Source organism: Thermus albus (assembly GCF_022760855.1).
Lineage (GTDB): Bacteria > Deinococcota > Deinococci > Deinococcales > Thermaceae > Thermus > Thermus albus.
The window spans coordinates 32,308-55,163 of the sequence record NZ_JAKTNR010000006.1 but is presented as its reverse complement, the minus strand read 5'-3'; the positions used below and the strand labels follow the sequence as shown (position 1 = coordinate 55,163).

Here is a 22,856-nt window from a genome sequence, read left to right as displayed (position 1 = left end):
CCTGGGTTTCCCCAGGGGATTTCTGGTGGAGCCGAGGGGATTCGAACCCCTGACCTCCTCAATGCCATTGAGGCGCGCTCCCAACTGCGCCACGGCCCCAAGCAACGCCTATGGTACCGAGGGGGAAGCGTTTTGTCAACGGGTCCAGAGGCCAATGAGGAGGGCCAAGGCCACGAAGATCACCCCTAGGATGACGGTGAGGCGGTATAGCCCCCCGGTGACCCCCCGGGCGGAGAAGAGGTCCGCCGAGCCCCCCATGAGGTCCCCAGCCCCCTGTTTGGGCTCCTGCACCAAGACCAGGTAGACCAAAAGCCCCGCCACGCCCAGGTAGAGGAGGATGACCAGGGTGTAGAGAAAGTCCATACCCTTACCACTTTAGCGCGAAGGCCAGGGTCTGTCCACCCGGGCCGGGGCAAGGTATAAAGGGGTGTGGAGCTGGCCGATATCTATGCCGCGTACCGGCGCATCGCCCCCTACGTGCACCGCACCCCCCTCCTCACCTCGAGGCTCCTGGATGAGCTTTTAGGCAAGCGCCTCCTCCTCAAGGCCGAACACCTGCAAAAGACGGGAAGCTTCAAGGCCCGGGGGGCGCTTTCCAAGGCCCTGACCCTGGAGAACCCCAAGGGGCTTTTGGCGGTAAGCAGCGGCAACCACGCCCAAGGGGTGGCCTACGCCGCTAGGGTCTTGGGGGTGAAGGCCCTCATCGTCATGCCCGAGGAGGCAAACCCCTTCAAGAAGGAGGCCACCCGGGCCTACGGAGCCCAGGTGGTGGACCAGGGGGTCACGGGGGAAAACCGGGAGGAGGTGGCCAAGGCCCTTCTCCTGGAAACCGGCTACGCCTTCATCCACCCCTTTGACGATCCCCTGGTCATGGCCGGGCAGGGCACCGCGGGGCTGGAGCTCATGGTCCAGGCGGGGAAGCGGGGCTTTTTCCCGGAGGCGGTCCTGGTGCCGGTGGGGGGCGGGGGGCTCGTGGCCGGGGTGGCCACGGCGGTAAAGGCCCTCTCTCCCACCACCTTGGTCCTGGGGGTGGAGCCCCAAGGGGCGGACGACGCCCGAAGAAGCCTGGAGGAAGGAAGAATCGTGCGCCTCTCCCGGCCGCCCAGGACCCGGGCGGATGGGGTCAGGACCCTGGCCGTAGGCCAACACACCTTTCCCGTTCTCCGGAAAAAGGTGGACGCCATCCTCACCGTGAGCGAGGAGGCCATCCTGGAGGCCGAAGGCCTCCTCTTTACCCGCACCAAGCAGGTGGTGGAACCCACGGGGGCCCTCCCCTTGGCCGCGGTGCTGGAGCACGGGGAAAGGCTCCCCGAGGTCCTGGCCCTCCTCCTCTCCGGGGGCAATCGGAGGTTTTGCACCCCAACTTAGGGTGGAAATGATCCTGGAAAACCCGACATCACGATGCTGCGTTTTCAAGGATACCTCCCCGTTACCTATCACTCCAAGCCCCGGCAAAGCCTACTCTTTGTCATGGCCGACAGGGGCGCCTTAGCACCCGGTCGCCCAAGGTGGGACTTCCTTCCCTAGGGGGTGGGAGTAAGCTTACCCCGTGATCGTTAAGGAAGCGCTTCAACCCATAGAGGAAGTGGCCGGCAAACTGGGACTAGGTGGGGAAAGGCTTTACCTCTACGGCCCCCATATGGCTAAGGTCCTAGGAGAACCCCCTAAAGCCAGGGGGAAGCTGATCCTGGTCACCGCCATCACCCCCACCCCGGCGGGGGAGGGCAAGACCACCACCGCCATCGGCCTGGTGGACGCCCTTTGGCGGCTTGGGAAAAAGGCCGCCTTGGCCCTAAGGGAGCCCTCCTTGGGCCCGGTCTTCGGGGTGAAGGGCGGGGCCACGGGGGGCGGCCGGGCGCGGGTGGAACCCCGGCACGAGATCAACCTGCACTTCACCGGGGACTTCCATGCGGTGACCAGCGCCGTGAACCTCCTAAACGCCCTCTTGGACAACCACCTGCACCAGGGCAATGAGCTCGCCATTGACCCCCGGCGCATAGAGCTCAAAAGGGCCATTGACATGAACGACCGGGCCTTGAGGCATATCGTCCTGGGCCTGGGGGGTAAGGCCCACGGGGTGCCTCGGGAAGGGGGGTTTGAGCTCACCGTGGCCAGCGAGGTCATGGCCCTCATGAGCCTGGCCCGGGACTTTAAGGACCTAAAAAGACGCCTGGGAAGAATGCGGGTGGGTTTCACCTACGAGGGGAAGCCCGTCTACGCGGAGGATCTAGGGGCGGTGGGGGCCATGGCCGCCCTCCTAAGGCAGGCCTTCCTCCCCAACCTGGTGCAGACGGCAGAAGGAAATCCGGCTTTCGTCCACATGGGGCCCTTTGGCAACATCGCCCACGGCACCAACTCCGTAAGGGCGAGCCTCTTCGCCTTGGGCCTAGCGGACTACGTGGTACAGGAGGCGGGTTTCGCCACGGACCTCGGCATGGAAAAGTTCATGGACGTGGTGGCGCGAAGCGCTGGCCTGGTCCCAGAGGCGGTGGTCCTGGTGGCCACCATCCGGGCCCTCCGCTACCACGGGGGACAGGACGCCTACGAGATGCCGGACCCCCAGGCGGTGGCCAAGGGCCTCGCCAACCTGGAAAAGCACGTGGAGAACGTGGAGCTATTTGGCTTTAAGCCGGTGATCGCCTTAAACCGCTTCCCCACGGACACCCTGGAGGAGATCGCCCTGGTGCGGGAGTTTGCTCGGGAAAGGGGCCTGCCCTTTGCCTTAAGCGAGGTCTACGCCAAAGGAGGGGAAGGGGGGCTGGAACTGGCGGAAAAGGTCCTGGAGGCCCTTGCCCTCCCCCACACCTACCGGCCCCTTTACCCTTTGGAGATGCCCCTCGAGGCCAAGGTGGAAACCATCGCCAAGGCAGTCTACGGGGCGGATGGGGTGGAGTGGAGCGAGGAGGCCAAGAGGGCTCTGAAGGCGGCCAAGAAGGAGGGGTGCGAGGCCCTGCCCGTGGTCATGGCCAAGGCGGCCACCTCCCTCTCCGATAACCCCAAGCTCCGGGGAAGACCTAAGGGCTTTAGGGTGCGGGTCACGGACCTGAAATGCCGGCTTGGGGCCGGGTTTGTGGTGGTCTACATGGGGGGGATTGAGACCCTTCCCGGCCTGCCCAAGGTGCCCCAGGCCCTGGGGATTGACGTGGACGAGGAGGGGAAGATCCGGGGGATGGACTACTGAAGGTTATACCCTTTTCCCGCATAGCCTTCCCTGAGTTCCACCGAGTTCTCAAGCCGCCCCAAGGCGTTTTCCGGGGCCCCCACCCTGGCGCAAGCCAGGGTGGGGTGGTATTACACCCCGTGCCCATCAGCCCGGGCCTTTTCCACGGGAAGCCCCGTGGCCCCGTGGAAGGCCTCCACCTCCTCCAGAAACCGGCGGAAGAGGTACAGGGCGTCGTGGGGACCAGGAGCGGCCTCGGGGTGGTACTGCACGGAGAAAACGGGGTAGCGGCTATGGGCCATGCCCTCGAGGGTCCCGTCGTTCAGGTTGATGTGGGTGGGCCGGAACTCCTTTAGGGAGTCAATGTCCACCGCGTAGCCGTGGTTTTGGCTGGTGATCTCAATCTTGCCGCTGAGGAGGTTCTTCACCGGGTGGTTGGCCCCCCGGTGGCCGAACTTCATCTTGTAGGTCCGCCCCCCCGCAGCCAGGGCCAGGAGCTGGTGGCCCAGGCAGATGCCGAAGGTGGGCAAAAGCCCCATGAGCTTCCAGATGGTCTCGTGGGCATAGCGGGGCATGGAGGGGTCCCCGGGGCCGTTGGAGATGAAAAGCCCGTGGGGCTCCAAGGCCATGATCTGGCTGGCCGGGGTTTTGCCCGGCACCACCAGGATCTCAAAGCCCTGGGCCGCCAGGTTCTCCACGATGGCGTGCTTGATGCCGAAGTCCATGACCACGATGCGCCGGCCCGACTTCAGGGTGGGCCAGGCGTAGGGCAAGGGGGTGGAGACCTCCGGGGTCATGTCCCGGCCGTCAATGTCCGTCCAGGCCTGGGCCTCTTGGCGAAGGGCTTCCAGCTCCTCCGGGGTGAAGGTGTGGTGGGGGTCCCCGAAGAGGCTGGCATGGGCGATGGTCCCCTTCAGCACCCCCCCTTCGCGGATCTTGCGCACCAGGGCCCGGGTATCCACCCCCTCTATCCCCACCACCCCGTAGAACTCCATGAACTCCTTAAGGGTCTGCTGGGCCCTGGGGTTGGAGGCCACGCGGCTAAACTCCTTGGCCACAAAGCCCTTCACCCAGGGCCGGTTGGACTGCATGTCGTAGACGTTGACCCCGTAGTTACCCTGGTGGGGGTAGGTCATGACCACGATCTGCCCGTGGTAGCTGGGGTCGGTCATGATCTCCTGGTACCCGGTCTGGGCGGTGTTGAAGACCACCTCCCCCACCGTCTTTCCCCGGGCCCCGAAGGCGTAACCGTGGTAGACGGTACCGTCCTCCAGGACCAAAACCGCGCGTTCCTTCACGCCAGCCATTCCTCCTCCTCTATGCCCGCCTGCCTTAGGATCCGCCCCAAAAGGCCCACGCCGATCCCGCCCCGACAAGGGTTAGGCCGGACCAGGCGCACCGAACCCCAGGGCCTTTAGCCTCGCCACCAACCCCCTCAACCGGCTTAAGCCCCTTCGCCACGCGGCACATCCCTGCGAACCTCGCCCAGGGACAGAGGGGCCTCGCCCTCCCTCAGGCCCCTTCCTGTGGCCCAGACCCCGGGCAGGCCCGGGACCTCCCCCTAGGAGGGCTTTTCGTCCTCCCATGGGCTCATCGCGGGCCCGGGCCATGGCCTCCTCCGGGTGGCGGGTCAAGATGCCCATCCCGCCCATTCTAGCCCCCAAAGGCCCCCCGGGAAAGGCGCTTGATGACCGCGATCTCCCGGCAGTTCTCGTAGAAGGGGCAGGCGTTGCACTCGCTCCACACCTTGGGGGGCAAGGCCTCGCGGGAGGTGACCTGGTAGCCCAAGGAGCGGAAGAAGTTCACCTGAAGCGTCCAGGCAAAGACCTGGGGCAGGCCCAGGTCCCTAGCCTCCCGCTCCGCCCCCAGGACCAGCCAGCGGCCCAGGCCCTCCCCCTGCCTTAAGGGGTGCACCGCCAGGCCCCGGATCTCCGCCAGGTCCCGCCACAGCACATGCAGGGCCACGGTGCCCACGATGTGGCCATCCTCGTCCTCGAGGACCTGGAAGTCCCGGATGTTCTCGTAGAGGTGGCTGTGGCTACGGACCAGCATCAGGCCCTTCTCCGCCCAGTAACGGATGAGCCAGTAGATGGCCTCCACGTCGGCAAGCCTAGCCTTCCTGAGCTCCACCGCCCTGCCTTTTTGCACCTCGGGCAGGGAAACCGTGGGGAGTTCCAGCCGGGTTTCAAGCAAGGCCCACCTCCCTTTTTGCCTCTAGAATCCTTTCCCGCACCGCCATGGGGGCCGTGCCCCCAAAGGAGTTCCGCCGGTGGATGGCGGTCTCCAACTGGAGGAGGGGCAAGGCATCCTCGGCGAAAAGGGGGTGGTGGGCCCTTAGCTCCTCCAGGGTGAGGCTCTTCAGGGGCCTTCCCTCCTCCACAAGCCTCCGCACCAGCTTCCCCACCACATGGTGGGCTTCCCGGAAGGGAAGCCCCTTCTCCGCCAGGTAGTCGGCCAGCTCCGTAGCCAGGGCATACCCCTCCTCCGCCGCCTGCCACATCCTTTCACGCCGCCATCTAAGCCCGGGGAGGAGGGCAGCAAGAAGCCTAAGGCTATCCCTATAGGTGCTGAGGGCGTCCAGCAAGGGCTCTTTGTCCTCCTGCAGGTCCTTGTTGTAGGCCAAGGGAAGCCCCTTCACCACGGTGGAAAGGCCCACCAGGGCCCCCAGGACCCTCCCCGTTTTGGCCCGGATGAGCTCCAACACGTCCGGGTTTTTCTTCTGGGGCATGATGGAAGAACCCGTGGCGAAGGCGTCGGGGATCTCCACGAAGGCGAACTCCTCGGTGCTGTAGAGGATGAGCTCCTCCGCCATGCGGGAGAGGTGGAGCAGGCCGATGTTGAGGGCGGAGAGGACCTCCAGGGCAAAATCCCGGCTTGCCACCGCATCCAAGGAGTTCCGCATGGGCGCTTGGAAGCCCAGCTCCTTGGCGGTGAAGTGGCGGTCTATGGGAAACCCCGTCCCCGCCAGGGCCGCAGCCCCTAAGGGGCTATGGTTGAGGCGCTTTTTGGCATCCTCCAGGCGCCCGGCGTCCCTTAGGAGCATCTCGTAGTAGGCCAAAAACCAGTGGGAAAGCAGGATGGGCTGGGCCCGCTGCAGGTGGGTGTAGCCGGGAAGGAGATAAAGGGGCTCCAGGTGCCTTTCCGCCTCCTTCACCAAGACCTGGCGGAGTTCCAGGAGGAGGCCCAGAAGCTCGTCTATGGCCCCCCTGAGGAAGAGCCTTAAGTCCGTGGCCACCTGGTCGTTGCGGCTCCTGGCCGTGTGCAGCTTACCCCCAGGAGGGCCGATGAGCTCTATGAGGCGGGCCTCCAGGTTCATGTGCACGTCCTCCAGCTCCTCCCGCCAGGGGAAGGTGCCGGCCTCTATCTCCTTCTCTATCTGGTCCAGGCCCTTGAGGATGGCCTCCAGCTCCTCCCCGCTTAGAAGCCCCACCCCATGGAGCATGCGGGCGTGCACCCGGTTCTGCCAGAGGTCCTCCCGCCAAAGGGCCCGGTCAAAGGGGAGGGAGGCGTTGAAGCGGGCGGCAAGGCCGCTTGGACCCTCCCCGAAACGACCCCCCCAGGTCCTATGCCCCATGGCCCTTCCCTTCAAGATAGCCTTCGGGCTGACCCACCAAGGCCCTAACCCGAAGCCTTAGGGCCTGGATCTTGATGAAGCCCTCGGCGTCCTTCTGGTGGTAGGCCCCAAGCTCGTCAAAGGAGACCAGGTCCTTTTGGTAGAGGCTTTTGGGAGCCTTCCTCCCCACCACGTAGACATTCCCCTTGTAAAGCTTCAGCCGGGCCACCCCGGTGACCGCCTGGGCCACGTGGTCAAAGTAGGCCTGCAGGGCCTCCCGCTCCGGGGCGTACCAGAAGCCGTAGTAGACCAGTTCCGCATACTTGGGGGCCAGGGTGTCCCTCTGGTGCAGCACCTCCCGGTCCAGGGTGAGGCTTTCCACCGCCCGCCGGGCGTGGTAGAGGAGGGTTCCCCCGGGGGTTTCGTAGACCCCCCGGGACTTCATGCCCACGAAGCGGTTTTCCACCAGGTCCACCCGACCCACCCCGTGCCGGCCGCCGATCTCGTTGAGGCGGGCGAGAAGCGCCGCCGGGGAAAGCCCCTCCCCGTTCACCGCCACCGGGTCGCCCCTTTCAAAGGCGATCTCCACGTATTCCGGGGCGTCGGGGGCCTCCTCGGGGTCTCTGGTCAGGCGGAACATCCCCTTGGGGGGCTCCGCCCAGGGGTCCTCGAGGACCCCCCCTTCGTAGGAAATATGCAGAAGGTTGGCGTCCATGGAGTAAGGTTTTTCCTGGGTCACGGGGACAGGGATGCCGTGGGCCTCGGCGTAGGCCATCATCTCCTGCCGGCCCTTAAAGTGCCACTCCCGCCAGGGGGCAATGACCCGGATATCGGGCTTCAGGGCGTAGGCGGTAAGCTCAAAGCGCACCTGGTCGTTTCCCTTGCCCGTGGCCCCGTGGGCGATGGCCTCCGCCCCCTCCTCCTCGGCGATCTTCACCAGATACTTGGCGATCAAGGGCCTGGCGATGGCGGTACCCAGGAGGTAATACCCCTCGTACACCGCCCCCGCGCGGAACATGGGGAAGACGAAGTCCCGCACGAACTCCTCTTTCAGGTCCAAGGCCATGGCCTTGGAGGCCCCAGTCCTTAGGGCCTTTTCCCGGGCCTCCTCCACCTCTTCCCCCTGGCCGATGTCCGCGGTGAAGGCGATGACCTCGGCCCCGTAGGTCTCCTTAAGCCACTTGAGGATGATGCTGGTATCCAGCCCGCCGGAGTATGCTAAGACGATCTTCATGCCAACCCCTAGTCTACCCCCTCGAGGGGGCTTGCATAAGTATACACAACCCCATTTTCCGGGAATATCCGTTTCCCTTGACGCATCTAAGCCTAGCCGTGTATACTCACCCTGCCTAAGCAAGGAGGTGTTATGAAAAAAGCTTGGTCGGTAGCCCTAGGCATAAGCCTTCTCGCCCTCTGGGCCTGCACCCCACCCCCTCAGGGCATCCAAGGGTACGTCTTCACCAGCCCAGGAGCTGGGGGGCAGCCCGTCCATGGGGCTAGGGTGGTGGCCCAGGTGGGCAACCGCCAGGTGGAGACCGCCACCGGTTTGGACGGCCGCTTTTCCTTGCAGATACCCGGGAATGCCCAAACCTTCAGCCTCACGGTCATTCCCCCCAAAGGACAAGGAATGGCGGCCTTAACGTATGAGGAAGTCCCCCTAAGCGCCTACCGCTCCCCCTACGGCGCTGCCTCCGAGATGAACATCTACCTGCCAGCACCCCCCTCTAGGAGCCTTCCCGGCTACCCCTTACGGTCTGGAACCCTCACCGGCACCGTCACCCTAGGAGGGCAACCGGTGGCGAGTTCCACCCCAAGGAACTCCAACCAGCTCTTTGATCCCCCAGCCCCTTGTGAGGATGGCCTGGTGGTCTTTGGAGGCTTCCGCACGGTCACCACCGACACCAACGGCCAGTACCAGATCCCCGTGGCCTCCACCAATAACCTCTACGCGGCCTCGGGAAGCCTTTGGGCCGGCAACTACACGGGCACGGACACGGGTGACTGCCAAACGGCCACGGAGTACTACTGGAGCCATTTCCAGTACGTGCCCGATGTCTGGGTTTACCTAAACGGTTCGACGACGCAACGGGATGTGGCCCTCGAGGCCTTTGACCCCCAGGCCAACCCTAACCGGGTCACTACCCTTCAGGTCTCCCACGACCTCTCAGGGCTTTCAGGGTACAACCCAGATCCCAATAGCCCGGGGTGGAATGCCCTGTCCCTTAGCCTCCCCTCCTTCAACCACGCCATCCACTCGGGAGAGGTAGAGCTGGGCCAGTACTACTACCTCGGGACCACCACCAAGGCTTTGCGGGTTTACAAGATTCCCTCCGGAGCTCCTTCTCAGCAAATCTCCCTCGTCAACGTAGCCCTGCGCTTTGATAGCAACTTCCAAGTACGGGACTTCTCCCGGGCCTTCCACTGGCGGGATGGTACCAACCTGGGCACGCCCCTAACCGTTACCTTCCTGGACACCCCCAAACTGGGTGTAGGGGATGGGGCCACCTTAGGGAGCACGCCTACCCTGTCCTGGAACCCGGTGTCCGGCGGCAAGGTGTACATGGCTTCCGTTTACGACGGAGGCGGCAACCTGGTCTGGGTAGGGTTTACCCCCAAGACCTCCATCGCCGTACCCTTGCCCTTGCAGGGTGGGGCCACGTACTTCTGGGACGTCTACACCGACGACCAGACCGAGATGCTGGACTACATAGGCAGGGACCCCTTAGCCCTGCAAGCCAGGCTGTACGTGGACTTGGAACACCGGCCGCGGCTAAAGGACCTAAGGGGGAACCCCGTCAACAGCACCAGGGGGGAACTGGCCCAGGCTTTCTTGGAGAACCTAGGCCCTCTCCCCCAAGGGGCTTACCAAGGGCTCCTCCAAAGGGGCTACCGGGAATCCCTAAGCGAAATCCGCACCTTCCGAGTCCAGTAAGGAGGCAAAGATGCGTGTAGGAAAGTTCCTTATTCCCCTTGCCCTCGCCCTGGCCGCGTGCAACCAGCAACCCCAGGGCCAGGCTCCGGATAACCATAACCCCCCCCTTGTTCAGATCGGCGGTGAACCCGCCGTAGCTGGGGAAATCCTGGTGAAGTACCGCCCCGGCTTAAGCCCCCAGGGTCTTAGGGCCCTGGGGCAAAGCCAGAGGCTCGAGGCCCTTTCCGAACCCACATGGGGTGAACTGGTCCGGGTGCGGGTGCCCGTGGGCCAAGAAGAAGCCTACGCCGCAGCGTACGAGGCCCAACCCGAGGTGGAATACGTCGAGCCCAACTACTGGGTGGCCAACCCCGCCCGGGAGGTCCTGAGCACCCTGACCCTACCCGGAAGGTCCCAAGGACTCCAGACCCAGGCCTACTCGGATGGCGTAACCGACCCCTACTTCGTCCAGGTTCCCCCCGGCGACCCTCTGGCGGCCACGGGTCCCGACGGCACCCAGTACCAAAACGTACCCTATCTTTGGGGCCTATACCGAATCCGAGCCCCTGAGGTGTGGAACCAAGGCTACCGGGGCCAGGGGGTGGTGGTGGCGGTGGTGGACGAGGGGGTGGACCTGGGCCACCCGGACCTTGCCGCCAACCTCTGGCAAAACCCCAACCCCAACAGCCAGACCTGTCCAGGAACCCATGGCTATGACTTCGTGGACGATGACCCCGACCCCTCCGACTCGGGCGGCCACGGCACCCACGTGGCGGGCACCATCGCCGCTCCCGCCAATGGCATCGGTGTGGTGGGTGTAGCCCCTGAGGCCAAGATCATGGTCCTTAGGGGCCTGGGCTATTTTGGCGGCACCAACTTCATGCTGGTGCGGGCCCTCAAGTACGCCGCGGACTGCGGGGCCAAGGTGGTGAACAACTCCTGGGGCTCGGGAGCCCGTAGCCGGGCCTTCCAAGACGTCCTGGAGTATGGTACCAAGAAGGGGGTGGTCTACGTCTTCAGCTCGGGCAACTCCTACCGCACGGGTAACCGGCCCTCGTACCCCGTTTACTTCAGTACCCAGCTTCCGGGGGTGATCGGGGTGGGGGCTAGCAGCAACGACAACCGCCGGGCAGGCTTCTCCAGCACCGGACCCTATGTCACCGTGGTGGCACCGGGGGCCGCCATCCTCTCCTCCGTGCCCGTGGCGCAGAACCCCTCTAACCCCTACGCCTTCCTCCAGGGGACCTCCATGGCTTCGCCCCACGTCACAGGCGTGGTGGCCCTCCTCCTCTCCGCCAAACCCCAGGCCACCCCTGAGGAGATCCGTCAAGCCCTGGTGCAAGGAGCCAACGCCCGATTGACAGGGCAGGCTGCCAAACCGGATTACGCGGCCGGAGGCCAGTACGGCTATGGCTTGCTGGATGCCAAAGCCAGCCTGGACATCCTCTTGGGCCGTTAGGGATGGTGGGCCCCTGGACCCCCATGGCAACCCTTCTCCTCCCACTCCTCCTATTCCTCGCCTGGCCCCTGAGCCTAGCCCAGGCCCCAGGGATCCCGGTTCCTAAGCCCAAGCCCCCCGGGGAGCCCTTCGCCGCCTCGGTCTTGCGGGTGGAGGTTTTCTTTGAGGAAAAGCCCGCTTCGGGAATCCTGGTGATCCTCCAACCCCTAGCCCCCAACCGCCTGCCCTCCGCGCCATCGGTTATCCGTCTCACCGATAACGAGGGGCGGGTTTCCCTTCCCCTTCCCGCCTCCCCAGAGCGCCTCCTCCTCTCCCTTCAGGACCGGGAAAGGGGTTTGAGGCTCCAGATGCCCCTGGCCTACGCCTTGGGCACCTGGAGCCTCGGGCCCTACCGTTTTTCCCTGAGCCTCTCCCCCTAGAGGTGGATGGGCTTCTCCCAAGCGGCCAAGGCCGCTTCCTTGAGGATCTCGGAAAGGGAGGGGTGGGCGTGGGGGGCCCGGCCCAGATCCTCAGCGCTGGCCTTGAAGAAGATGGCCAAGGCGGCTTCGGCCAACACATCCCCCACCCGGGCCCCGATCCCATGCACCCCCAGGATGCGGTCGGTCTTGGCGTGGGCGAGGACCTTGACGAAGCCCTCCGTCTCCCCCATGGCCCGGGCCCGGCCCGAGGCGGAGTAGGGGAAACGGCCCACCTTGTACGGAACCCCTTGGGCCTTTAGCTCCTCCTCCGTGTACCCCACCCCCGCCACCTCCGGGTGGGTGTAGACCACGCTGGGGATGGCCTGGTAGTCCAGGTGGGCGAAGCCCTTTGCCATGTGCTCCACGGCGGCGATCCCCTCCTCGCTGGCCTTGTGGGCCAGCATGGGCCCTCGCACCACGTCCCCGATGGCGTAGATGTGGGGGATGGAGGTCCTAAGGTGCTCGTCCACGGGGATCCGACCCTTCTCGTCGGGGGCGAGGCCCGCCCGCTCCAAGTCCAGGCCCTCGGTGTAGGGCCTGCGGCCCACGGCGAGAAGCACCCGGTCCGCCTCCAAAACCTCTCCCCCACTAAGCTCCACCCGGGCCCCCTTCCCCTCAGGGCGCACCGCCTTCACCTTCACCCCGGTGCGGATATCCAGCCCCTCCTTCCGAAAGATCCTCTCCGCCGCCCGGGAAACCTCCGCATCCATGGTGGGCAGGATGCGGTCCAGGTACTCCAGGACCACCACCTCGGCCCCCAGGCGGTGCCAGACCACCCCAAGCTCCAGGCCAATCACCCCACCCCCCACCACCACCAGGCGCCCCGGCACCTGGGGGAAGGAAAGGGCCTCGGTGGAGGTCACCACCCGCTCTCCATCCACCTCCGCCCAGGGGGGAATGAGGGGAGCGCTCCCCGTGGCGATGAGGAGGTAGCGGGCGGATAGCTCCTCCTTCGTTTCCTCCACCAGGACCTTGCGATCGGAAAGGAAGCGGACCCTTCCCAAATGGCGGGCGATGCCGTTTTTCTTGAAGAGGAACTCAACCCCTTGGGTGTTGGCCTGCACCACCTGGTCCTTGTGGGCCAGAAGGGCGGGGAGGTCCACCTCGAGGCCCTGGACCTTAGCCCCTATGAGGCCCTTTTTCATCTGGTAGATGCGCTCGGTGGTCTCCAGAAGAGCCTTGGAGGGAATGCACCCCACCCTCAAGCAGGTCCCCCCTAGGGCCTTCTCCTTCTCCACCACCCCCACCTTCATCCCCAGCTGGGCGGCCCGGATGGCGGCCACATACCCCCCAGGCCCCGCCCCGATGACCAACAGGTCGTAGGTGTACACGCTAGACCTCCAACAAGAGGCGCACCGGGTTTTCCACCAGTTCCTTCACCCGCCTCAGGAAGGTGACCGCCTCCCGGCCGTCCACCATGCGGTGGTCATAGGAAAGGGCCAGGTACATCATGGGCCGCACCACCACCTGCCCCTCCCGGGCCACGGGCCTTTCCTGGATGGCGTGCATGCCCAGGATGCCCACCTGGGGCGGGTTGAGGAGGGGAGTGGAGTTGAGGGAGCCGTAGACCCCTCCGTTGGTGATGGTGAAGGTTCCCCCCATGAGCTCCTCGGGCTTCAGCTTCTTGGTGCGGGCCCTCTCGGCGAAGTCGGCGATCTGGCGCTCGATCTCCGCGAAGGAAAGCCGATCGGCATCCCTCAAAACGGGCACCACCAGGCCCTCCCCGCCCCCCACGGCCACGCCGATGTCGTAGTAACGGTGGTAGAGGATGGTGTTGTCCCGGATCTCGGCGTTGAGCTCGGGGATCTCCTTCAGGGCCTGGACCACCGCCTTCACGAAGAAGCTCATGAAACCCAGCTTCACCCCATGCTTCTTCTGGAAGGCCTCCCCCAGCTCCTTCCTTAAGGCGATGATGGCGGACATGTCCGCCTCGTTGAAGGTGGTGAGCATGGCGGTGGTCTGCCGCACCTGGAGGAGCCTTTCCGCGATGCGGCGGCGCAAGGGGCTCATGGGCACCGCCTCGCTCACCCGCCAGGGCCGATCGGCAGGAGGTTGGGCGGGAGGGGGTGTGGGCTCAGGCGTCCGGGAGGGCACCGCCTGGGGTGGGGCTTGCCTGGCCCTCTCCTCCAGGTGGCGCTCCACGTCCTCCTTGAGGACGCGTCCGCCCAGGCCCGTGCCCACCACCTCCCCCGGGGATACCCCCGCTTCCCTTAGGACCCGCTCGGCCGCGGGCATGACCAGGGGTTCTTGGGGTTCTGGGGCGGTGGCAGGCCGAGGCTCCGGGGCCGCCACCCCTGCCCCCAAGGCCTCGAGGAGGGCGATGGCCTCCCCCACCTTGGCGGTCTCCCCGGTGCCCTTTAGGACCTTGACCAGGGTGCCCGGGAAAGGGGCGGGTAGCTCCAAGGTGGCCTTGTCGGTGATGAGCTCCACCAGGGGTTCGTCCTGGGCGAAGCTTTCCCCTTCCTTCTTCAGCCAAGCGCCGATCTCCACTTCCACAATGGACTCGCCCACGGAGGGCACGTTCAGTTCCTGCACCGTCCACCTCCTCACTTGAAGGCTTCCTCAAGAAGCGCTTCCTGCTCCTGCTTGTGCACCTTGGAGGAACCCACCGCGGGGCTTGGGGACTCGGGCCGGGCCACCACGCGGAAGGGATGCCCGTAGATCTCCCCGCAAAAACGGGCGGAGAGGTACCACCAGGCCCCCTGGTTCACGGGTTCCTCCTGGACATAGACTACCGGGGTTTTCCCTGGGTAAAAGCCCAGGGCCTCCTTGAGCTCGGCCTCGGGGAAGGGGTAGAGGAGCTCCAACCGGATGAGGGCCACGTCCTCCGCCCCCACCTCCCTGCGCTTCTGCACCAGGTCGTAGTAGACCTTTCCCGAGGTGAGAAGGACCTTCCTCGCCCCCTTGACCCTTTCCGGGATAACCTTCTGGAAACGCCCCTGGGCAAGCTCCTCCAGGCTGGAGACCACCTCGGGGTGGCGGAGGAGGCTTTTGGGGGTGAGGACGATAAGGGGCTTGCGGATGGGGCGCTTCACCTGGCGGCGGAGGAGGTGGAAGAACTGGGCAGGGGTGGTGGGGTAGGCCACCTGGAGGTTGTCCTTGGCCCCCAGCTGCAAGAAGCGCTCCAGCCGCGCGGAGGAGTGCTCGGGGCCTTGGCCCTCGAGGCCATGGGGCAGGAGGAGGACCAGGCCGGAAAGCCGGTTCCATTTGGCCTCGGCGCTGGCCAGGAACTGGTCAACATAGACCTGGGCCACGTTGACGAAGTCCCCAAACTGGGCCTCCCATAGGACCAAGGCCTCGGGGTAGTCCAGGCTATACCCGTACTCAAAGCCCAAGACCCCGGCCTCGGAGAGGGGGGAGTTGTGGATCTCCACCTCCGCCTGGCCCTCGGCCAGGTGCTTTAGGGGAATATAAGGGCTGCCGGTGGCGTAGTCGTAAAGGGCGGCGTGGCGCTGGGTAAAGGTGCCCCTCAGGGCATCCTGGCCCGTAAGGCGCACCCTATGCCCCTCCACGGCCACGGAGGCCAAGGCCAGGGCCTCGGCCGCCGCCCAGTCCAGGGGACGTTTCTCCTCGGCCATTTCCCTCCTGGCCTCCAGGAAGCGCTTCAGCTTGGGGTGGACTTGGAAGCCCTCGGGCACGGTGCTTAGGCGAAGGAGAAGCTCTTTTAGCGCCTCCTTTGACACCCCGGTTTCCACCTCGGGCACCGCCGAATCGGCCCCCCCCACGTACCCCTGCCAGATGCCGGAAAGCCCGTGGGGCACCACGGGGCCTGGCTCCGCCTTGACCCGGGCGAACTCGCCCTCCAGCCTGGCCAGATAGGCCTCTTCCCAGGCCTTAACTTCCCCTTCCCCCACCACCCCTTCGGCGAGAAGCCTTTCCCCATAGACCTTCCAGGGCTCGGGCTTCTTGCTGATGAGGGCGTACATGGGAGCTTGGGTAAAGGTGGGCTCGTCGGTCTCGTTATGCCCCCGGCGGCGGTAGCCCACCAGGTCCAGGACCACGTCCTTGGCGTAGCGCCTGCGGTACTCCAGGGCCAGACCCAGGACGAACCAAAGCTCGTCCAAGGCTTCCGCGTTCACGTGGAAGATGGGCACCGCCAGCATCTTGGCGATGTCCGTGGGGTAGCGGCAGGAGGTGTACTCCTCGGGCAGGGTGGTGAAGCCCAGCTGGTTGTTGGCCACCACGTGGAGGGTTCCCCCCACCCTATAACCGGGAAGCCGGGAGAGGTTAAGGGTCTCCTGGACGATCCCTTCCCCGATAAAGGCAGAATCCCCGTGGACCAAGACGGCCAGGCCTTTCTTCCTTTCCTGGTCGCCAAAGCGGTCCTGCTTGGCCCGAAGCCTTCCCAGGGTTACGGGGTTCACGAACTCCAGGTGGCTGGGGTTGAAGTTGAGGGAGACGTGCACCTTCCCGTGGGGGGTGATGAGGTCGTTGGAGAAGCCCAGGTGGTACTTCACATCCCCCGAGTAGCCTTCGGGGAAGATCTCCTCAAACTCGCGGAAGATGCGCTCCAAGGGCTTGCCCACCACGTGGGCCAGGACGTTGAGCCGCCCCCGGTGGGCCATGCCCAGGACCACCTCCCTAACCCCGTGGCGGGCGGATTCCTCCACCGCCAAGAGGAGAAGGGGGACCAGGCTCTCCAGGCCCTCGAGGCTAAAGGTTTTGGCCCCCAGGTACTTGCGTTGCAGGAAGGCCTCAAAGAGGCTGGCCTGCATCAGGCGCTCCAGGATGCGCCGGCGCACCTCTTTGGGGGGGGTGGGCCAAGGGGCCTCGATCCGGGAAAGAAGCCAGGCACGCTCCTCGGGTTCCACGTGGGAAAGCTCAAAGCCCACCGGGCCCAGGTAAAAACCCTCCAGGCGCCTAAGGAGATCCCCCAGGGTGGGGGCGCCGAAGAAGGGGGGAAGGGGCTTCCCTAGGTCCGAAGGGGAAAGGCCGTGGGCCTCGAGGGTGAGTTCCTTGGGCCTTGGCCGCTCCCTTCCCAAGGGGTCTATGCGGGCCGCCAGGTGGCCCAGCTCCCGATAGGCCTGGACCAAGCGCTCCACCCGGAGGAGGAAGGCCGGGTCCACCTCTAAAGGAGGCGTGGCTCGTCGGCCATCCTCCAGGGTCTCTCTTCGGGCCTCCTCCAGGGTGAGGGCGGAGAAATAGCGCCGCCACTCCTCCGGCAGGGAAAGCGGGTCCTCCAGATAGGCCCGGTAGAGGGCCTCCAGGTAGCCTTGGCTTTCCAGCGTGAGCTCCATCCTACCTCCTAAAGGGGGCCTACGCCCCTCTCTACGCTACACCAAAAGCCGGTGTAGGCGCCCTGGGACCGCTACAATGGGGCCATGGTCCTGAAGGAAAAACGGGAAAACGTCCTCCTCCTCACCCTGAACCGGCCGGAAAAGCTGAACGCCCTCACCGGTGCCCTGCTGGACGAACTCCACCAGGCCCTAAAGGAGGCCCAGGAGGACCCCGGAATCCGGGCCCTCCTCCTCACAGGCGCGGGGCGGGCCTTCTCCGCGGGGCAGGACCTGGGGGAGTTCGGGGAAGAGAAGCCCGATTACGAGGCCCACCTCCGCCGTTACAACCGGGTGGTGGAGGCCATGGCCGGCCTGGAAAAGCCCTTGGTGGTGGCGGTGAATGGGGTGGCGGCGGGGGCGGGCCTGAGCCTGGCCCTTTGGGGGGACCTGCGCCTGGCTTCCCAGGAGGCCACCTTCACCACCGCCTTCGTGCGCATTGGCCTGGTGCCGGACTCGGGGATGAGCTTCCTGCTTCCCAGGCTGGTGGGGCTCGCCAAGGCCCAAGAGCTTCTTTTCCTCTCCCCCAGGCTTTCCGCGGAGGAGGCCATGGCCATGGGCCTGGTGCACCGGGTGGTGCCGGGGGAAAGGCTTTTGCAGGAGGCTTTGGCCCTGGCCCAGGAGCTTTCCCAAGGGCCCACGCGGGCCTACGCCCTTATCAGGAAGCTTCTCTTGGAGACCTACCGGCTTTCCCTCACCGAGGCCTTGGCCCTCGAGGCCATCCTCCAAGGGGAAGCAGGCCGCACCCAGGACCACGAGGAGGGGGTAAGGGCCTTCCGGGAAAAGCGCCCGCCTAGGTTTTCGGGCCGATGATCCGCTACCTGAAGGGAACGGTCCTGAAGAAGGAAGAAGGAGGGTTCCTCCTTCTGGTGGGAGGGGTGGGCTTTTGGGTCCAGGCGCCAAGCCCCTTCCTGGAAAGCCTCAAAGAAGGTCAGGAGGTGGCGGTCCACACCCACCTGGAGCTAAAGGAGGAAGGCCTTTTCCTCTACGGCTTTCCCGAAGAGGAAAGCCTCCTCCTCTTCAGGCTCCTCCTTTCCGTGAGTGGGGTGGGGCCCAAGGTGGCCCTCTCCCTCCTCTCCGCCCTCACCCCTAGGCTTTTGGCCCAAGCCCTGGCCCAGGGGGATGTGCGCCTCTTAAGCGGGGCCAGCGGGGTGGGAAAAAGGCTTGCCGAGCGCATGGCCTTAGAGCTCAAGGGCAAGGTGCCCTCCCATCTCCTCACAGGGGAAAAGGTGGAGAGCCAACGGGCGGAGGAGGCCATCCTGGCCCTCACCGCCTTGGGGTTCAAGGAGGGCCAGGCCCGGAGCGTGGTCCTGGACCTCCTGGCGCAAAGGCCCCAGGCCCAGGCCCAGGAGCTCATCAAGGAGGCCCTGAAGCGGCTCCGTTAGCCCTAAAGCTCATCCAAGGCTTCCCTGGGGGTGCGGCGGGCGGCCAGGTAGCCGCCCTCCCGCAGGACCCGGGGAAAAAGGGCCTCAAAGGGCCCCTCCAGGGCCAGGAGGTTTTCCCCCTGGAAGACCTTCACCCCTGCGGGCGGGGTTCCCTCTAGGCCAAAGGGGAAAAGGGCCAAAAAGCCCTCCCCTGGCTCCCCTTCGCCTCGGTCCAGGTAAAGGGCCATGGGCTCTACAAACCCCATGAGCCGGGTGCGGTTTAGCTCCCGCCTTAAGGCCTGGAGGGCCTTAGGATGGGAAGCCCCTTGCCAAAGGAGGAAATCGGCCTCGGCGGAAAGGCCCACCAGGCTGTAGACGACCAGGAACCCTTCCCGTTCTTGCCAGCGGAGCAAAAGCTCCGCGAACTCCTCCTTCAGGTGCTCCTGCACCTCGGCCTCGAGGCGGCGAAACTCCGGCAAGACCCGGAAAAGCCCTATGGACCAGAGGGCCGGCATCACTCCACCCCTAAAAACCGGGCCAGGGCCTCCGGGGAAAGGTACTTGCCCACGTAGAAGGGCCCGAACTCCCCAAAGCGGGCGGAAACCTCGTCAAAGCGCATCTCGTACACGATCTTCTTGAACTGGATGGGGTCTTGGCTGAAGAGGTCCACCCCCCATTCCCAGTCGTCCAGGCCTTGGCTGCCGCTGATCACCTGCAGGACCTTCCCCTGGTACCTGCGCCCCGTTTCCCCGTGGGCCCTCATGAGCTCGGCCCGCTCCTTGGCGGGGAGCACGTACCAGTTGTCCTGCCCCTCTCGCCTTTTGTTCATGGGGTAAAAGCAGACGTACCCCTCCTTGGGCACCTTGGGGGTGAGCCGGGGTTTGACGTAAGGGGCCTCAGGGTCCAGGGGGCCGGCTTGGCTTCCCAGCTCCACCACCGAGTAGAACCCGTAAGCGGGGCTCAGATAGGAGGCAAAACGGCTACGGTTGAAGCGGGCTTCCAGCTCCAAAAGGGCGTCTAGGTTCTCCCTCAGGTTCAAAAAGAGGAGGTCGGCCTTATGGGTGATCACCTGGTAGACCCCGAAGGACCCCTTGCCTTCCGCCTCTACCCTTTCCCAGTCCCCCATGATCTCCCTAAGCTCGGCCCAGGCGGCCTGCCTCTCCTCCCCGGAAGCGGAAAACCAGGCAGCATAGTCCAGGTGGCGGAAGTCGTGAAGGATATGCCAGCCCTCCAGGGTAAAGGTGGGCTCCGGTACGTGTCCTCCCATGCCCCCAATATACCCCTGGGATATACTCCCAACATGGTGGCCTTACACCTTGTCCTGGCCCTTTTCCTAGCCTGGCTTTTAGGCCGCTATGGGGCCAAGGCCATAAACGCCCTAGGGCGCCTGACGCCCACGGAGCGGGATGACCGCTTCTTCCAGGCCCTGGGCCTCCTCTGGTGGGGGGTGGTGGCCCTTCTGGCCCTAAGCTACCTGGCCCACACCCTTTCCTGGCCCCTGGAACCCTTCGCCTCCTGGGGCAAAGCCCTTGTGGGGTGGCTGGGAAGCCGGGGCCTGGCCATTTTGGCGGTGGCGGGCCTCACCCTTGCCGCCTACCGGCTTATCCCCCTCCTCCTGGACCGCCTCCCTGAGGCGGAAGGGGAGCTGACCCGGGAAGCGGTGCGGCGAAAAACCCTAAGGGTGGTGGCGGAGTCGGTGCTTAGGGTCACCGTCTTGGTCCTGGGGGGGCTCTTCCTGCTCTCCAACCTGGGCTTCAACGTCACCGCCCTCCTGGCGGGGGCCGGGGTGGTGGGTTTGGCGGTGAGCTTCGCCGCCCAGAACCTGATCCGGGACTTCATCAACGGGTTTTTCATCCTCCTGGAGGATCAGTATGGGGTGGGGGATATCGTGATGATCAACGGGACCGGGGGCCTGGTGGAACGCTTCAACCTGCGCCTCACCGTCCTTCGTGACCTGGAGGGCCGGGTCCACTTCATCCCCAACTCCGAGGTGCGCCAAGTCACGGTCCTGACCCAGGAGTGGAGCCGGGCGGTGGTGGACGTGGGCGTGGCCTATAAGGAAGATGTGGACCGGGTCCTAAAGGTCTTCCAAGACGAAACCGAGCGCTTTTACCAGGACCCGGAGTGGCAGGACAGGTTCACCGAGGCCCCCCAGGTCCTGGGGGTGGAGAACCTGGGGAATAGCGCCGTGACCATCCGGGTCCTCTTCAGCACCAAGCCCGCCCAGCAGTGGGCCGTGGCCCGGGAGTTCCGCCGCCGCATCAAAAACCGCCTGGACCGGGAGGGGATTGAGATCCCCTACCCCCACCAGAAGCTCTACTTCGGCGAACCCCTTAGGCTGGAGAAGGGAGCGTAAGGATGCCGGACGTGTACGGAACCATCCTAAAGGCCATCCATCCCCACCTGGGCGCCCGGGCCGAGACGGTGTTGGAGGAGGGGCTAAAGCACCTGGGCAAACGGCCCTCCGAGCTCACCCCGGCGGATGGGGCCCACCTCTTGAAGGGCTTGGTGTACCGCGAGCTCCAGGCCCGTATGCGCCCGGAGGAGGCCAGGCGGTTGGTGGAGGGGGTACTGGCCCAGATAGAAGGCCAAGGGACTAGGCTGGCCAAACTGGAACAGGGCTTGAAGCGCTTTGGGCTTTACGTGGACTGGCCGGAGGTGGCCCGGCTACGGGCCTTGGTCAACCGCCTGCGCCAGGCCCCGGACCCCGGGCTTTTGGCGGAGGGGGAGGAGCTCTTAGAGGCCCTGGAGGAGAAGTGGGAGGAGGCCCTCCTGCGCCAGGCCCAGGACCTGGCCCACCTGGAGGAGGCCCTGGAAAGGGTGCGCCATCTGGGAGGGCCCAAGGTGCGCAGGCTGGAGAGCCTGGTGGAAACCCTTCGCCAGGCCCAGGCCGAGGGGGTTTTGGCCCAGGCGGAGGTGGAACGGGCCCGGGGCCTAGCCTTGGAGCTTAGGAAGTTTCTGGAGTCCAGCGCCGTCAAGGCCCCCACCCTGCCGGAGATCGTCTTTGAAACCCAGGAGACCCCCCCGGAAACCCCTTCCTCCCACCCCACCGACGTCTTCCTCACCGTGGAGGAAGCCTCCCAGCTGGAAGGGGAGCTCATCGTGGACCTCGAGGCCCTATCCCAGGAGGCCAGCCAGCGGATCCTGGCCCTGGAGGTGGAGGAGGAGAAGCGCAGGCTGGAGGAACTCCTGAGCCGTTATGCGCCCCTGGTGGAAAGGGCCACGGTAAGCCCCCTTCTCGCCGAGGTCCAGGCCCTATTGGATGCGGGTACCCCCGTGGGAGAGAAGCTAAAGGCCCTGGAGGAAGCCTTCCAGGAGGCCGAGAGAAACCTGCGGGCGGAAAAGCGGGCCCGGCTGATCCAGCTGGAGGAGGCCCTGCGCCTCCTTTCCCTTCCCGAGGAGGCCAAGCTCCCCCTGCAACGGGCCCTGCAGCTGGCAGAGGAAACCCTGGAGGAGGGCGGCTACCCCGACCTCCTGCCCCTGGAGGAGGAGCTTAGGCGCCTGGAGGCGGAGGCTCGGCGCAAGGCGGAGGAGGAGAAGCGCCTCCTCCAGGAGAAAGAGGCCCTGGTGGAGGAGCTAAAGGAGAAGGGCGAGGCCTTCCGCCCGCTTCTGGAAGAACTGCAGGCGCTCCCCCCGGAGGCCCTTCCCCAAAGGCTTCCCGAGGTGCGGGCCCGGTACGCCGAACTCCTCAAGGCCCAAGGGGAGGAGGCCGCCCTAAGGGCTAAGCTCACCCAGGCGGCCAAGGCCCTGGAGGCCCTCAAATCCGAGGCCCTGGCCCTGGGCCTGAAGGAGAAGGTGGCAGAGGCGGAAACCCTCCTGGCCCAGGGAGGCCTTCCCGATCTGGGAGCCCTGCAAAAGAGCCTGGAGGAAGCCAAGGCCCAGGCCCGGCAGGAGGCCCTTTTGGAACTGGGCCGCCTCCAGGCCCTGGCGGAGCGCTTCCGCGGCTTCGGAGGAGAGGGGGTCTTGCGGGCCATCGCCGAGGAAAAGGGCAAGCCCCTCCCCGACCCCACCCCCATCGCCCGGGCCCTGGAGGCCTTAAAGCGGCGGATGGAGGCCAAGCGGGAGGAGCTCACCACCCGCCTCACCGCCTTCTTCCAAAGCTACCTCCGCCTCGAGGGGTTCCAAAGCGAAACGAACCGCCGCCTGAGGGCTCTTCTTCCGGTGCTGAAAAGCGCCCAGGAAAAGCTTCCCCGCCTAGGACCCCAAGGCCTCCTCCAGGTGGAGAAGACCCTGGGCCAGGCGGAGGCCCTTCTCCGGGAGCTGGAAAAGGAGCGGGAAGCCGCCAAGGCCGTGCTCCAGGAGATTAGGGGCGAGGACCTGGAGGCCCTCCTGGGGGTCTTTGACCAAGGCCGAGCCCCCACCCAGGCAAGCCCCCTAAGGAAGGAGGCATCCCCACCCGAAGGCCAGGATGATCTCTCCCCCTTGCGCCTTCCCGGGGTGGAGGTGCTGGGATACCTGGGGGAGGCCTTGCCCCTGCCCAGGGAACCCCTGGAGGCCTTAGTCCGGGCCCTGGACCAGCTGGATAAAAGCCTGGGCCAGACCCGGGGGCCTGCGGCCATCCTCCTGGGGGAGAAGGCCCTGGTCCTGGCCCCCCAAAAGGGGCGCACCCTGGTGGCCTTGCTGGAAAAGCCTAGCCTTTCCGCCTTCCTCCTGGAGCTTGCCTCCTAGGGGTGCTACA

19 protein-coding genes and 1 tRNA gene are annotated in these 22,856 nt (G+C 65.5%); 9 read left to right on the top strand and 11 right to left on the bottom strand.

Annotated features, from left to right (window positions below):
- Positions 1-23: 23 nt before the first annotated feature.
- Together L0D18_RS07595 and secG are read right to left on the bottom strand one after the other, a co-directional pair.
- Positions 24-99 (bottom strand) — tRNA-Ala (locus L0D18_RS07595).
- A gap of 36 nt (positions 100-135) precedes the next feature.
- Positions 136-363 carry a preprotein translocase subunit SecG gene (gene secG / locus L0D18_RS07590; RefSeq protein WP_243028280.1) on the bottom strand — a complete coding sequence of 76 codons (228 nt, stop codon included), beginning with the start codon at positions 361-363 and terminating at the stop codon, positions 136-138.
- Positions 364-429: 66 nt separating this feature from the next.
- Between secG and L0D18_RS07585 the strand changes: the two genes are divergently transcribed.
- Both L0D18_RS07585 and L0D18_RS07580 read left to right on the top strand, forming a co-directional pair.
- Positions 430-1,368, top strand: a complete 939-nt coding sequence (locus L0D18_RS07585; protein ID WP_243028279.1) for a threonine/serine dehydratase family protein — start codon at positions 430-432, stop codon at positions 1,366-1,368.
- A 181-nt stretch (positions 1,369-1,549) separates the two neighbouring features.
- On the top strand, positions 1,550-3,181 hold the full coding sequence (locus L0D18_RS07580; protein ID WP_243028278.1) for a formate--tetrahydrofolate ligase: 1,632 nt from the start codon (positions 1,550-1,552) through the stop codon (positions 3,179-3,181).
- A 110-nt stretch (positions 3,182-3,291) separates the two neighbouring features.
- Here L0D18_RS07580 and carA read toward each other — a convergent pair whose 3' ends face one another.
- The 4 genes from carA to L0D18_RS07560 all read right to left on the bottom strand — a co-directional run bounded on the left by carA (position 3,292) and on the right by L0D18_RS07560 (position 7,947).
- Complete coding sequence (gene carA, locus L0D18_RS07575) at positions 3,292-4,467, bottom strand: glutamine-hydrolyzing carbamoyl-phosphate synthase small subunit (protein WP_243028277.1); 1,176 nt, start codon at positions 4,465-4,467, stop codon at positions 3,292-3,294.
- Between the two features lie 346 nt (positions 4,468-4,813).
- Positions 4,814-5,353 (bottom strand): N-acetyltransferase, encoded by a 540-nt coding sequence (locus tag L0D18_RS07570; protein WP_243028276.1) that lies wholly within the window; start codon positions 5,351-5,353, stop codon positions 4,814-4,816.
- Positions 5,346-6,734, bottom strand: coding sequence for an argininosuccinate lyase (gene argH / locus L0D18_RS07565; RefSeq protein ID WP_243028275.1), 1,389 nt, complete (start codon positions 6,732-6,734; stop codon positions 5,346-5,348). Before argH ends, L0D18_RS07570 begins: the two co-directional genes overlap by 8 nt.
- Positions 6,724-7,947, bottom strand: a complete 1,224-nt coding sequence (locus L0D18_RS07560; protein ID WP_243028274.1) for an argininosuccinate synthase — start codon at positions 7,945-7,947, stop codon at positions 6,724-6,726. Before L0D18_RS07560 ends, argH begins: the two co-directional genes overlap by 11 nt.
- 132 nt (positions 7,948-8,079) lie before the next feature.
- Here L0D18_RS07560 and L0D18_RS07555 point away from each other — a divergent pair, with 132 nt between their 5' ends.
- Genes L0D18_RS07555 through L0D18_RS07545 form a run of 3 tightly spaced genes read left to right on the top strand, consistent with a single transcriptional unit; the run spans position 8,080 to position 11,502 of the window.
- The gene (locus tag L0D18_RS07555; RefSeq protein WP_243028273.1) at positions 8,080-9,645 is read left to right on the top strand and encodes a carboxypeptidase-like regulatory domain-containing protein; all 1,566 of its coding nucleotides are present in this window, start codon (positions 8,080-8,082) and stop codon (positions 9,643-9,645) included.
- Positions 9,646-9,655: 10 nt separating this feature from the next.
- Positions 9,656-11,083: a S8 family peptidase gene (locus L0D18_RS07550; protein WP_243028272.1), complete on the top strand. Its 1,428-nt coding sequence runs from the start codon at positions 9,656-9,658 to the stop codon at positions 11,081-11,083.
- A gap of 23 nt (positions 11,084-11,106) precedes the next feature.
- Entirely contained in the window at positions 11,107-11,502 is a 396-nt protein-coding gene (locus tag L0D18_RS07545) for a hypothetical protein (protein WP_243028271.1), read from the top strand.
- Here L0D18_RS07545 and lpdA read toward each other — a convergent pair.
- Genes lpdA through L0D18_RS07530 form a run of 3 tightly spaced genes read right to left on the bottom strand, consistent with a single transcriptional unit; the run spans position 11,499 to position 16,778 of the window.
- Positions 11,499-12,872 (bottom strand): dihydrolipoyl dehydrogenase, encoded by a 1,374-nt coding sequence (gene lpdA / locus L0D18_RS07540; protein WP_243028270.1) that lies wholly within the window; start codon positions 12,870-12,872, stop codon positions 11,499-11,501. The genes L0D18_RS07545 and lpdA overlap by 4 nt on opposite strands.
- A 1-nt stretch (position 12,873) precedes the next feature.
- On the bottom strand, positions 12,874-14,076 hold the full coding sequence (gene odhB / locus L0D18_RS07535) for a 2-oxoglutarate dehydrogenase complex dihydrolipoyllysine-residue succinyltransferase (protein WP_243028354.1): 1,203 nt from the start codon (positions 14,074-14,076) through the stop codon (positions 12,874-12,876).
- 11 nt (positions 14,077-14,087) lie between these two features.
- A complete protein-coding gene (locus L0D18_RS07530; RefSeq protein ID WP_243028269.1) occupies positions 14,088-16,778 on the bottom strand; it encodes a 2-oxoglutarate dehydrogenase E1 component in 2,691 nt (896 codons plus the stop codon).
- A gap of 84 nt (positions 16,779-16,862) precedes the next feature.
- Here L0D18_RS07530 and L0D18_RS07525 point away from each other — a divergent pair, with 84 nt between their 5' ends.
- Together L0D18_RS07525 and ruvA are read left to right on the top strand one after the other, a co-directional pair.
- Positions 16,863-17,627: an enoyl-CoA hydratase/isomerase family protein gene (locus L0D18_RS07525; RefSeq protein WP_243028268.1), complete on the top strand. Its 765-nt coding sequence runs from the start codon at positions 16,863-16,865 to the stop codon at positions 17,625-17,627.
- A complete protein-coding gene (ruvA, locus tag L0D18_RS07520) occupies positions 17,624-18,199 on the top strand; it encodes a Holliday junction branch migration protein RuvA (protein ID WP_243028267.1) in 576 nt (191 codons plus the stop codon). Before L0D18_RS07525 ends, ruvA begins: the two co-directional genes overlap by 4 nt.
- Before the next feature lie 2 nt (positions 18,200-18,201).
- On the opposite strand, the gene L0D18_RS07515 is transcribed toward ruvA, so the two are convergent.
- Together L0D18_RS07515 and hemQ are read right to left on the bottom strand one after the other, a co-directional pair.
- Positions 18,202-18,693, bottom strand: a complete 492-nt coding sequence (locus tag L0D18_RS07515) for a chlorite dismutase family protein (RefSeq protein WP_243028266.1) — start codon at positions 18,691-18,693, stop codon at positions 18,202-18,204.
- Positions 18,693-19,445, bottom strand: a complete 753-nt coding sequence (gene hemQ, locus L0D18_RS07510) for a hydrogen peroxide-dependent heme synthase (RefSeq protein ID WP_243028265.1) — start codon at positions 19,443-19,445, stop codon at positions 18,693-18,695. Before hemQ ends, L0D18_RS07515 begins: the two co-directional genes overlap by 1 nt.
- Positions 19,446-19,478: 33 nt before the next feature.
- Between hemQ and L0D18_RS07505 the strand changes: the two genes are divergently transcribed.
- Both L0D18_RS07505 and L0D18_RS07500 read left to right on the top strand, forming a co-directional pair.
- Positions 19,479-20,534 (top strand): mechanosensitive ion channel family protein, encoded by a 1,056-nt coding sequence (locus L0D18_RS07505; protein ID WP_243028264.1) that lies wholly within the window; start codon positions 19,479-19,481, stop codon positions 20,532-20,534.
- Between the two features lie 2 nt (positions 20,535-20,536).
- Positions 20,537-22,846 carry a coiled-coil domain-containing protein gene (locus L0D18_RS07500; RefSeq protein WP_243028263.1) on the top strand — a complete coding sequence of 770 codons (2,310 nt, stop codon included), beginning with the start codon at positions 20,537-20,539 and terminating at the stop codon, positions 22,844-22,846.
- Positions 22,847-22,856: the final 10 nt, after the last annotated feature.